The organism is Amycolatopsis sp. NPDC102389, assembly GCF_044765885.1.
In the GTDB taxonomy this organism is placed as follows: domain Bacteria; phylum Actinomycetota; class Actinomycetes; order Mycobacteriales; family Pseudonocardiaceae; genus Amycolatopsis.
The window spans coordinates 51,422-62,818 of record NZ_JBIWKX010000022.1 but is presented as its reverse complement, the minus strand read 5'-3'; the positions used below and the strand labels follow the sequence as shown (position 1 = coordinate 62,818).

Below are 11,397 nucleotides of genomic sequence, written 5' to 3'. Positions count from 1 at the left end.
CACTGTCCGGTTTATGGCTATATATACGATCTTGGCCGAGGTCGTGAGTGGCAATGAGGGTTCGAACCCTCTTTGCCACTCACGACCTCAGCCGTCAAGCGGTCCCGTGCTCTTCCTGCTCCGAGCACTCTTCCCGCTGTTCCGGACGGCGGTCGACGACGCGGCCGAGCGGGCGCAACAGCACGTTGACCCCGACGATCACCGCCGTCCCGGCGAGTGCGACGACGTAAAGTCCCGCCCCTGCAAGGGATCCGACGGCCGCCGAGCACCACAGCGTGGCCGCGGTGTTGAGCCCGCGCACGTTGAGCCCGTCCCGCAGGATCACCCCGGCGCCGAGGAAACCGATACCGGAGACGATCTGGGCGGCGACCCGCGTCGGGTCGGCGTCACCGCTGGTGTTCAGCCCGCCGAAACCGTGGGCGGACAACAGGACGAAGAGGGTCGCGCCGACGGCGACGAGGGCGTTGGTGCGGAGTCCGGCCATCCGGGCGCGGTACTGGCGCTCGATGCCGATGACGGCGCCGAGACCGACGCCGGTGCCGACCCTGAGCAGCATTTCGAAGGTGTTCATGATTCCGGCTCTTTTCTGGCGTGCGTACACAAAGCCAGACAGGGAAAGGAGACCGGAGCAGGTCAGCGCACCGCGCACACGGGTGAACGGCGACCACGTCCGGTCGGTCCAGAACTGTCTTCCGGCATGTGCCGCTCACCTCGCTTTCGTACTCGAACGGTGTTGATCAACCTTCGGGACTCTACCACCGGACGCCCCGAGCGCGGCGTGGATCGTGTCACGCAGCCAGCGCTGGGCCGGATCGGCGTCGAGCCGCGCGTGCCAGAGCTGGCAGACCTCGATCCGCGGGAGGTCGGCGGGGATCGGGAACCAGCGGATGCCGAGTGACCGGCCGTACTGTTCCGCGAGCCGCTGGGGTGCGAGCCCGACGTAGTCGCTCGACGCGACCAGGAACGCGGCGACGGCGGAGGTGGGGACGACCGCCGCGACCCGGCGCTGGAGCCCGGCCGCCTCGAGCACGTCGTCGAGCGGTCCCCTGCCCCTGCCCCGCCGCGACGCGGAAACGTGGGGATAGCGGCAAAGCTGCGCCAGCGTCGGACGTCGCACACCACCGAGCGGACCGTCCGCCCTGACAATCGCGACCACGCGTTCGTGGTACAGCAGCGTCGAGTGGATGTCGGGCGCCGTGATGTCACCCGCGCCGATGTCGAGGTCCACCGAACCGTCTCGCAAGGCTTCGATGCTTTCACTGCCTTCCGCGACGAAGCGCAGGACGACGCCCGGCGCGACGGCGGCGGTCGCCTCGACGGCGGCCGTCGTCAGTGTCGCGGCGACGCCGTCGTTGATGCGGATGGTGAAGGTGCGTTCGAGGGCGCCGATCGCCAGATCACGATCCGCGCTGATCAGCGCCGAAGCCTCGTCGAGCAGCGATCGCACCCGCGGGGCCGTCCGGAGGGCGAAGGGTGTCGGCACCATCCCGCGGCCGGCGCGCACCAGGATCGGGTCTCCCATCGCGCGCCGCAACCGGCCGAGCGCCCGGCTGGCCGCCGGGATCGACAGATGCAGGCGTTCGGCGGCCGCCGTCACACTCCCCTCCCGCAGCAGCGCGTCGAACACCCGCAGAAGGTTGAGATCCAGCTGATCGGCCATAGTTGCATCGTACGCAACTATGCCTTGTACAAGTTGCGTGGCACGAAGAACTCGCTGGCCCATAGCGTCGTGAACATGCCACTCCGACTTCAAATCCGCGACGCTCCCGAAGCCGCAGCGGACCGACGCGGCCTGTTGACCGCCATGTGCGCCTGTGTCGTGCTCGTGGTCGGGATGGTCGCCGCGATCAACCTCGCCGTCCCGATGCTCGCCGCGAGCGACCTCCACCCGTCCGCGTCGGCGCTGATCTGGATCGTCGACACCTATGTCCTCTTCTTCGCCTGTCTCGTGATCCCTGGCGGAGCGGCGGGTGATCGCTTCGGCCGCAAGGGCGTCCTGCTCGCAGGCCTGGCGCTTTTCGCACTCGGCGCGTTGCTGTCCGCGATCGCGACCGACGTGCCGTTCCTGGTGGCGGGCCGGGCGGTCACCGGGATCGGGGCAGCCGCGGTGCTGCCCAACACGCTCGCCGTCCTGCTGCACGCCGTCCCCGCCGCGCGCAAGGGAGTGACCATCGCGACCTGGGCGTCGATGACCGGGATCGGCGGTGTCGTGGGGAACGTGGGCGGCGGCGCCGTGCTGGCGGGCGGATCGTGGCGATGGCTGTTCGCGGCCGCCGTCCCGCTCTCGCTGGTGCTCGTCGCGCTCGTCGCCCGGATCGCACCGCTGTCCCCGCGGCACGAGCGTCCGCTCAGCCCGCTCGGGGTCGTCCTGCTCGTCGGCGCTTCGGTCGCGCTGCTGCTCGGCATCGTCGAAGGTCCTGAAGAGGGTTGGGCCAGCCCGATCGTCCTGTGCGGATTCACCGGCTCGGTCGTGCTTTTAGTCCTGTGGACGTTCGTGGAACTGAAGGCCGAGCACCCGCTGCTCGATCCCCGGTTGTTCCGTGTGCCCGCGCTGCGCAGTGCCTGTCTCGGCATGACCGCGATCTTCTTCGGGATGTTCGCGCTGTTCTACGTCAACGCGTCCTTCCTCCAGTACGGCAAGGGTTTCGGGGTACTGGCGACCGGGCTCGGGATCATCCCGCTGACCGTCCCGGTCATCCTCGGCGCACGGCACGTCGGCAAGCTCGTCCGGCGCTTCGGAGTCGACGGCATCGTCGCCCTCGCGTTCCTCTGCTGCGGCGGCGGCCTCATCGGACTGTCCACAAGCGACGCTTCGACGCCGTATCCGGTCTACGCCGCCTGGCTCGTGGTGACCGGGATCGGGGTCACGCTGGCCCTTCCGACGCTGTCCGCCGCGATCTCCGGCTCGCTACCTCCCGCGCAGGCGGGTGTCGGCGCCGGGCTGCAGGCCACCACGCGTGAATTCGGCAGCGCGCTCGGCGTCGCGGTCATCGGCACCGTCCTCACCGGACGGTTCGTCGCGGCGCTGCCGTCCGACATCCGCGCGGACCACGATCCGCACACCGTCGCGCAGGCGCTCGCAGCCGTGCCCGGCCGCTCCCCCGAAGTGATCTCCGCGTTCGTCACCGGCGCGAGCACGGCACTCCGGGTGATCGGTGTGAGCGTGCTCGTCCTCGGGGCGCTCGTCGTCCTGCAATCACGACTTTCCCGTAACACCAAGTAGAAGGAGCATTCCCATGCACGTATTCGTCACCGGGGCGACCGGCTGGATCGGCTCGGCCGTCGTGGACGAGCTACTCGACGCCGGGCACGAGGTCACCGGCCTCGCCCGCTCGGACACCTCCGCCGCCGCGCTCGAGCGGAAGGGCGCCCGGATCCGCCGCGGCGACCTGGACGATCTCGACGGCCTCCGTGCGGGCGCCGAGAACGCCGACGCCGTCATCCACCTGGCGAACAAACACGACTGGGGCAACCCCGCGGAGTCCAACCGCGCCGAGCGGGCGGCCGTTCAGACCTTCGCCGACGCGTTGACCGGGACGGGACGGGCCTTCGTTCTCGCCGCGGGCCTCTCGACCCTGGCCACGGGGCGCCCCGCCATCGAAAGCGACCTCTCCCCCGCGGTCGGCCCCGGCTCCCACCGTGGCGGCGCCGAGAACCTCGCGCTCGAGTACGCCGAAAAGGGCATGCGGGTGATCAGTGCCCGCTTCGCGCCGTCCGTGCACGGAGCGGGCGACCACGGTTTCGTCGCCGCGCTCGTCGCGGCCGCTCGCGAGCACGGCGTCTCCGGCTACCTCGGCGACGGCACCGCGGCGTGGGCAGCCGTGCACCGCACCGACGCGGCCCGGCTCGTCCGGCTGGGACTGGAAGGCGCGCCCACCGGCTCGCTGCTCCACGCGGTCGCGGAAGAAGCCGTCACCACGAAGGAAATCGCCGAAGCCGTCGGACGGGCGCTCGACGTCCCAGTGGTGTCCGTGGCACCCGAGAACGCGGCCGAGCACTTCGGGTTCGTCGGCCGGTTCTTCGCGCTGGACATGTCCGCGTCCAGCGAGCGCACCCGTGAACTCCTGAAGTGGACCCCGTACGGACCGAGCCTGGCCGAGGACATCGAAGCCGGCGCCTACGCCTGATCGAGAGGAAACATCATGTCCGAAGTGACCGCGTTCATGCTGGTGAAGACCACGCCCGAGTGGCTCGGCCTCACCGTCGAACAGCGCGTGGAGGCCTTCAAAACCGAGGTCCTCCCGGCCATCGAGAGCAAGGTGAAGGGTGTCCGGTCCCGGTTCTTCGACACCGAGTTCTACTCCGCGCGCGTGACCGACGTGTGGGTGTGGGAGGCCGACGACCATCACTCGTACCAGCTGCTCGTCGAGGCACTGCGCGAGACGCCGTTCTGGGACCGGTACTTCGAGGTCGTCGACCTTCTGGTCGGGGTCGAGAACGCGTACGCCACGAACTACGGTCTGGACGACTACGCGAGCGTCAACGCCTGAAGCCGGCGGGTAAGCCAGGCGCACCGGCGGCCGCGACCAAGCCGAAGCCGGTGCCCTGGTTACCCACCCGGATCTCCTGGACGAGCAGTCGTCCGGCCAATCCGGCCCTCCCCGTCCGGAACCCTAAGGCCGGGGCTTCGGGACCGGTCCCCGGACGCCACGAAGGCCACCGCCGTGGCGGTGGCCTTCGTGTTCTTCAGCCCTGGATCAGGCGGTTTCGAACGGCTGGACGTTCGGCTGGAAGACCTGGCCGTTGGCCGGGACCTTCAGGTCGATCAGGTAATCGGCCGTCACCTTGTCCACCCCGAGCGAGTCGCCCAGGATGCAGTGCCCGAAGGCGTCGACCGAGAGCAGCCGGGCGTTGCCCAGCTCGTCGGCCATCCGCTTCGAGAACAGGTACTGGGTCGCCGGGTCGTAGAAGTTCCCGACGACCAGCACCGGGGTGTCGGTCTTGGCCTGCCACGGACCGCGGTAGACGTCCGGCTTCTTCACCGGCCACACCGGGCAGCCCGCCACGTCCGAGAACGCCTGGTAGCGACCGAAAGTGGGCGATTCCTTCTCCCACTTCGCGGCGATCTCCGGGACCTTCTCCTGCTTGATCGTGATCTTCTTGTCCGAGCAGTTCACGGCGAAGTAGGAGTCGTCGCCGGTGTACGGGCTGTCCGGGTTCGCGTCCGCGCGCCCGTTCGCCCCCGACCGCAGCACCTTCAGCTCGACGGCCTGCGCCGTCTGCGTCTGCGCCGCCGGCGGGTGGACGACGTTGTACAGCGCCTGCAGGTCGTCGGCCAGCGGCGGGAACGACGACGGCGAGTACAGCACACCCGAGACCGTGCTGGTGAACGCGTTGATGTCGTAGCTGCTCCCGTCCGGCAGCTTGATCGGCTGCTGGCGCAGGTGGTCGCGGATCTCGTCGAACTTCTCCCGCGGCGTGCCCGCGCTGAAGGAGCACTTCGGCCCGACCTGCGCGCACTTGCGCAGGAAACCGTCCAGCGCGATCTCGAACCCGCGAGCGCGCTCGCGGTCGTACTGCACGCCGTCGCTGGTGCGCAGCGCCGGGTCGACGTTGCCGTCGATGACGATCGCCCGGCTCTGCTTCGGGAACATCGACGTGTACGTCGACCCGATCAAGGTCCCGTACGAGAAGCCGACGAAGGTCAGCTTCTGGTCGCCGACGGCCGCCCGCATCTTGTCGAGGTCACGCACGACGTCCTTGGTGGACATGTGGTTCAGCAGCGCGCCCGCGTTGTTCTTGCAGAACTGGCCGTAGTCGCGGTACGAAGCCAGCGTCCCGGAGATCTCCTGCCGGGACAGCGGCACGGGGATCTGCGCGGCGAAGACGTCGTCCGCGTCCTCCTGCGTGGTGAAGCATTTGAGCGGGTTGCTGGCGCCGACCCCGCGCGGGTCGAACCCGATCAGGTCGAACCGGTCCAGCACCTGCGGCTGGAAGTAGTTCGCCGCGCCGATCGGCATCCGGAACCCGGAGCCGCCGGGACCGCCCGGGTTGAGGAACAGCGAACCGACCTTCTTGTCGGGTGTCTTCGCCGCCCGCTTCAGCATCGCGATGTCGATCGTGCCGAGCGCCGCGTTGTCGTGGTCGATCGGCACGCGATACCGCGCACAGCTGTAGGACTTCACCTGATCGGCCGGAACACCGCGGAGCTGGTCCGCCGTGCAGGCACCCCAGTTCACCGGCGCCGTCGCGCCGACCTGGGCGGCGGACGTCCCGGCGTCCGGTGCGGCGATCGCCGTCCCGGAAGCACCGGTCAGCGCGGCGCCGGCCACGAGTGCCCCTACCAGTGCGAAACCGCGCACCGGCCTCCTTGTGGATCTCGGCAAAACGACTCCTCCCTCGGCTGGCGACGTGATGGACCACGTCGCACGATGCGCCGTCGACGTCACGGCGCGTAACACCAAGCGAGCCTCGCACAAGCCGGTAACCCAGTCACCGGCCGAAAGGATGGTACGAACCTATCGAGTGGTTGTCTTCAACTCGAAAATCGGTAACACACGGCGAGCGGCGTGGGCCTCCATGGAGTAACCGGGCCAGAACTCCAGCAGCAGTTTCCACATCGCTTCGTACTCGTCATCGAGCAGTTCCCTGGCCCTGACCGGGATCTCCTTGCCCGCCAGCGCGACGACCGCGTCGGGATGCGACCGCAGGTTGTGCGTCCACGCAGGATCGTTCGGCCTCCCCCAATTGGAGCCGACGAGCACGAAGCCCTCCTCGTGCGGGAAGTACAAAAGATTGGTACTGCGGGGCAGCCCGCTCTTCCGGCCGGTCGTGGTCAGCCGAAGGGAAGGGAGCCCGGCCAGCGCGACCAGGCTCACCTTCCCCTTGAACAGCCGGTGGAGTCGCTTGTCCACCCAGATGATCCCGCCCGCGAGCCCCATGAGCCACGGTTTCGTGCCGAGCGCGCGGGCGAGCGACGTGAGAGGGTTAGCCACGGACAGATCTTGCCAGGCTCACGCCGAACCGCGATTCCGAGTCCGTCCACCATTTCTCCACGGAGAAACCGGCTTCGGCCAGTTCCGCGGCGATTCCCTTCCGCCGGAACTTCGCGGAGATCTCCGTGCGCACGTATTCACCCTCGGCGAACTTCACCCGCAAATCGGCGCCCGGGATGTCGACGGTCAGCGGCGCACGGGCACGCAGGCGCATTTCGATCCATTCGTTCTCCTCGTCCCAATACGAGACGTGGTCGAACGCGGCCGGGTCGAAGTTCGCGCCGAGGCCGTTGTTGATCACGTGGAGCATGTTGCGGTTGAACTCGGCGGTGACCCCGGCCGCGTCGTCATAGGCGCGTTCCAGGGTTTCCCGGTCCTTCACCAGGTCTGTCCCGAGAAGGAACCACTCCCCTTCGTCGAGCACCTCACGGACCGAGCGCAGGAACGTGGCGCGGTCGGCGGGGAGGAAGTTGCCGATCGTGCCGCCGAGGAAGACCACCAGTCGCGGCCGGTCACCCGGCAGCAGGTCGAGATGCTGGGTGAAGTCACCGACCACGCCCCGGACTTCGAGGGACGGGTAGTCGGCCGTGATGGCTTCCGCGGCATCGGCGAGCGCGGTTTCGGAGACGTCGAGCGGGACGAACTCCTTCAGGGTGCCGTGGCTGGTGAGGGCGTCGAGCAGGAGCCTCGTCTTTTCACTCGATCCGGAACCGAGTTCGACGAGGGTGTGCGCGTCCGAGCTTTCGGCGATCTCGCCACCACGCGCGGCGAGCACCTCCCGTTCGCTCCGGGTCGGGTAGTACTCGGGAAGGGCGGTGATCTTCTCGAACAGATCGCTGCCGCGCGCGTCGTAGAACCATTTGGGCGACAACCACTTCTGCTCCGCCGCCAGCCCGGCGCGGACGTCCGCGCGCAACTGCTCGGTGATATCCGATTCGCTGTGGTGTACGTCGAGGTCGAGTTCGGTCATCGTGCCTCAGGGCTCCGATCGGCTTCGAGGGGCAGGATCTCCACGCCCGCGCCGGTGACCCGGACGGCGTGGTGGTCGGGAACGGGGGTCCAGCCGGGATCGTCGTCGCACGGTTCCGACGCGACGAGCACACCGTCACCGGTGTCCCGATAGGACAGGGAATGCGTCCACGCGGTACCGATGAGCGTCCGGCCGTCGGTCAGCAGGAGATTGAGCCGCGAACCCGGCCCCGCCTCCTCGACGACTCCGGTCAGCCAGGTGACGGCCGCGAGCGGATCTTCGCCCGCGTCGAGCCGTTCACGCAGCAAAGCCCACAGCAGTACCGAATCCGTGGTCGCCTCCAGCGTCAGCAGCCGGGTGATCGGCAGTTTCGCGGCGAGCTCGGCCATCGAGTCCGGCCAGCCCCGCACGAGCCCGTTGTGGCTGAAGAGGTAGCCGCCGCCGGTGAACGGCGCGTTCGCCGCCTCGACCACCGGCATCCCCGTCGTCCCGTTCCGGACCGCCGCCAGGAAGGCGTGCGACCGGACCGAGCCGGCGAGGGCGGGCAGATCACCGTCCGTCCACAAGGGAGCGGACCGGCGCAGCCGCAACGGTTCGGGACCTTCGGCGTACCAGCCGAGGCCGTACCCGTCCGCGTTGACCGAGCCGCCTCCCCGCATGTCACGGGGAGCGTAGGACTGCACGAGCAGCGAATGAGGGGCGTGAAAGAGCGTCTCGGCGGGCGAACGCGGCTCGCCGAGATACGCGAGATGACGGCACATGCCGCTCAGGCCACCTCGCTCGGCCGCGCGTCCCGGGCACAGCGGAACCCGGAGAAGATCTGCCGCCGGATCGGGTGATCCCAGTTGCGGAACGTGCCGCGGATGGCCGCCGCGTCCGTGCCGAACGAGCCACCGCGCAGGATCCGGTAGTCCCCGCCGAAGAACACCTCCGAGTACTCCTTGTACGGGAACGCGGCGAAACCCGGATACGCCTCGAAGCCGCTGCTGGTCCACTCCCAGACGTCGCCGATCAGCTGGTGGACACCCAGCGGCGACGCACCCGCCGGGTACGCGCCGACCTCCGCGGGCCGCAGGTGCCGCTGCCCGAGGTTGGCGTGGTCGGGGCTGGGTTCCTCGTCGCCCCAGGGGAACCGGCGCGAACGTCCGGTCGCCGGGTCGAACCGGGCGGCCTTCTCCCATTCCGGCTCCGTCGGCAGGCGCCGTCCAGCCCAGGCGGCGTACGCCTCGGCCTCGTGGAAGGAAACGTGGACGACGGGTTCCGCGGCGGGCACCTTCTCGTAGACGCCGAACCGCGTCCGCCACCAGCCGTCCTGCTCCCGTTTCCAGAAACGAGGCGCGTGGATGCCGTGCTCGCTGCGATACGCCCAGCCGCGCTCGCTCCACCACTTCGGGTCTTCGTAACCGCCGGAGTCGAGGAAATCGGCGTACGCCCCGCAGGTGACGGGCGCGGTGTCGATGAAGAACGCCTCCACCGCGACCTCGTGCGCCGGCCGCTCGTTGTCCAGCGCCCACGGCTCGGCGGAAGTACCCATGGTGAAGGCCCCGCCGGGCACGAACACCTCCGCGGGCAGCGGCCCGGACCGCGACGGCGGCGGGGCGGGCGCGTGCAGCACCGGATCGCCCTTGCGCAGCTGATGGGTGGCCAGCATCGTCTCGTCGTGCTGCTGCTCGTGCTGGGTGATCATGCCGAAGGCGAAGGCGTCCTCGGTGAGCCGCCTGCCTTGCAGCGGAACGGATTCCAGGATGTCGAAGGATTTCTCCCTGACCTCGCGGACGTACTTGCGCGCTTCCTCCGGGCCCAGCAGCGGCAGCGCCGGGCGATCCGCGCGGGCGTGCTGGAACGCGTCGTAGATGTCGTCGATGTCGGGCCGGAGCGCCTCGCGGCCGCCGACGTCGCGCACCAGCCAGAGCTCCTCCTGGCTGCCGATGTGCGCGAGGTCCCAGACCAGCGGCGACATCAGTTTCGAATGCTGACGGACCAGGTCTTCGTCGTCGACGTCCGTCAGCGCGACGCTGCGCTCGCGGGCCCTGGTGAGCGCCTCGGCCGCGTGCGCCCGCAGGTCTTGCGGGCTCAGCGCGCGAAGCGGGTTGGTCTCGGTGCTTTCCACGCTCATGACTGGTGGCTCCTCGAACCGCGGACGAGGGACTGCACGCCCTCGCTGATCTCGGTGATGGTCTCCGGCGGCAGACCGGTCGTGCCCAGTTCGGCACAGCCGAGGTCCACCACCTTGCTGGCGACGGCGGCGATCGCCCGGTCGGCCAGGCCGAACCGGGCCGCGCGCTCCCATCGGCCCATGACCGGTTCGCACAGTTCGAGCACCTTGTCCACTGTGGACGGGCGCGCGAGCAGTGCGGCCAGCAGGGCCACCGGGTGCAGCCACCTGGCGGCGGGCTGGGCGTCCAGGTAGCGGATCTCCAGATACCCCTGTGGACGGACCGGGGTGAAGAACGTCGTCAGGTGATAGGCCAGGTCGTCCTCGGTCGGCCTGCCGAGCCCGGAGCCCTCGCCCCGCCCGTCGATCCAGTCGGCGAAGGTCAGGGACTCGGGCGCGTCCCAGCGGCCGCCGGGGCCGGGAAGGACCATCAGCGGGGTGTCCAGGATCCTGCCCGCCCACTCCGCGGCCGGATCGTCACTCGGTTCCGCCGACCGGGTGCGGGCCTTTTCCGTTTCCATCACGGCGAGCCAGCGAGCGGACGCGTGGCCGGTGTCGCGTCCGGCGTGGATCCGGGAATTGGCGAAGGTGGCGAGCAAGGGCGGACCGAGCGCGTGGACGGCGGCCCAGCGGACGGCCAGGTCGTGCGCCTCGCCGGCGTCCACACAGACCTGCAGGCCCGCGGTGCTGCACATCATCGTCGCGCCACCGTCGCCCATCGGGGCGAAGCGGCGTTCCATCGCGGCGTAACGCGGGGTGCCCAGTTTGCGGGCGGGGGCGCGATACCTGTCTATCCCGGTGTCACCCAGGTACAGGCCTCGTGCGGCGAGAAGACTTTCGAGATGGGCCAGATCGGCCGAGACGACGGCGTCCAGGTGACGCAGCGTGGTCTGTGGTTGAGCGGAGATCTCCACCTGGCATCCGGGCTCGAGGCTCAGCGGCGAACCTGCCGGAAGCGGGAGGGCGGGGCTGTCGGGGCGCAGGGTCCGCGGCGTATGCGGGCCGAGCGCGGTGGCGAGATCGTCGGGATCGAGCGGCCGGGCGGGCTCGTCGGCGTAGTGCACGGTGAATTCCAGCTCTACGCCGAGAAGTCTCGGTGGCCCGTGTTTGAAGCACACGGAAGCCACATACGCCTCACCTTCGGCGCGGTCCGACAGGACCTTCGCCGTCGCGTTCGACGCGCTCCCGGACTTCTCGGGGAAATCATGAACAGTAGTCATCTTTCCGCCGTCCAGTCGGTTGTCCGATACCTGAGATACCTTGACTTCGGACGCTACACGCGAGGTCCGACAAATTCAGGCCGGTTCTTGCCGGGCAGGATCGCCGGACCAGCTCTC

The 11,397-nt window shown here is 69.2% G+C and carries 10 protein-coding genes and 1 pseudogene; 3 read left to right on the top strand and 8 right to left on the bottom strand.

The window, feature by feature from the left end; translation table 11 throughout:
* Positions 1 to 109: 109 nt before the first annotated feature.
* Together ACIRGA_RS20180 and ACIRGA_RS20175 are read right to left on the bottom strand one after the other, a co-directional pair.
* Positions 110 to 571: pseudogene (locus ACIRGA_RS20180) on the bottom strand (MgtC/SapB family protein); the annotation flags it as partial.
* 135 nt (positions 572 to 706) lie between these two features.
* Positions 707 to 1,660 carry a LysR family transcriptional regulator gene (locus tag ACIRGA_RS20175; protein WP_400943007.1) on the bottom strand — a complete coding sequence of 318 codons (954 nt, stop codon included), beginning with the start codon at positions 1,658 to 1,660 and terminating at the stop codon, positions 707 to 709.
* Positions 1,661 to 1,804: 144 nt separating this feature from the next.
* On the opposite strand from ACIRGA_RS20175, the gene ACIRGA_RS20170 reads away from it, so the two are divergent.
* Genes ACIRGA_RS20170 through ACIRGA_RS20160 form a run of 3 tightly spaced genes read left to right on the top strand, consistent with a single transcriptional unit; the run spans position 1,805 to position 4,490 of the window.
* Positions 1,805 to 3,223 carry an MFS transporter gene (locus ACIRGA_RS20170; protein ID WP_400943079.1) on the top strand — a complete coding sequence of 473 codons (1,419 nt, stop codon included), beginning with the start codon at positions 1,805 to 1,807 and terminating at the stop codon, positions 3,221 to 3,223.
* A 13-nt stretch (positions 3,224 to 3,236) separates the two neighbouring features.
* Positions 3,237 to 4,127, top strand: coding sequence for an SDR family oxidoreductase (locus ACIRGA_RS20165; RefSeq protein ID WP_400943005.1), 891 nt, complete (start codon positions 3,237 to 3,239; stop codon positions 4,125 to 4,127).
* A gap of 15 nt (positions 4,128 to 4,142) precedes the next feature.
* Positions 4,143 to 4,490: a darcynin family protein gene (locus ACIRGA_RS20160; protein WP_400943004.1), complete on the top strand. Its 348-nt coding sequence runs from the start codon at positions 4,143 to 4,145 to the stop codon at positions 4,488 to 4,490.
* Positions 4,491 to 4,697: 207 nt separating this feature from the next.
* Here the strand turns inward: ACIRGA_RS20160 and ACIRGA_RS20155 are convergent, their stop codons facing one another.
* From ACIRGA_RS20155 to ACIRGA_RS20130, 6 genes are all read right to left on the bottom strand, one after another.
* Positions 4,698 to 6,302 carry an alpha/beta hydrolase gene (locus ACIRGA_RS20155; protein ID WP_400943001.1) on the bottom strand — a complete coding sequence of 535 codons (1,605 nt, stop codon included), beginning with the start codon at positions 6,300 to 6,302 and terminating at the stop codon, positions 4,698 to 4,700.
* Between the two features lie 156 nt (positions 6,303 to 6,458).
* Positions 6,459 to 6,881, bottom strand: a complete 423-nt coding sequence (locus ACIRGA_RS20150) for a nitroreductase family deazaflavin-dependent oxidoreductase (protein WP_400943077.1) — start codon at positions 6,879 to 6,881, stop codon at positions 6,459 to 6,461.
* A 46-nt stretch (positions 6,882 to 6,927) separates the two neighbouring features.
* Complete coding sequence (egtD, locus tag ACIRGA_RS20145) at positions 6,928 to 7,905, bottom strand: L-histidine N(alpha)-methyltransferase (RefSeq protein WP_400942999.1); 978 nt, start codon at positions 7,903 to 7,905, stop codon at positions 6,928 to 6,930.
* Positions 7,902 to 8,666: an ergothioneine biosynthesis protein EgtC gene (gene egtC, locus ACIRGA_RS20140; protein WP_400942998.1), complete on the bottom strand. Its 765-nt coding sequence runs from the start codon at positions 8,664 to 8,666 to the stop codon at positions 7,902 to 7,904. The genes egtD and egtC overlap by 4 nt, the downstream gene beginning before the upstream one ends.
* Before the next feature lie 5 nt (positions 8,667 to 8,671).
* Positions 8,672 to 10,021 carry an ergothioneine biosynthesis protein EgtB gene (egtB, locus tag ACIRGA_RS20135; protein ID WP_400942997.1) on the bottom strand — a complete coding sequence of 450 codons (1,350 nt, stop codon included), beginning with the start codon at positions 10,019 to 10,021 and terminating at the stop codon, positions 8,672 to 8,674.
* Positions 10,018 to 11,280 (bottom strand): glutamate-cysteine ligase family protein, encoded by a 1,263-nt coding sequence (locus ACIRGA_RS20130; protein WP_400942995.1) that lies wholly within the window; start codon positions 11,278 to 11,280, stop codon positions 10,018 to 10,020. The genes egtB and ACIRGA_RS20130 overlap by 4 nt, the downstream gene beginning before the upstream one ends.
* Positions 11,281 to 11,397 lie beyond the last annotated feature (117 nt).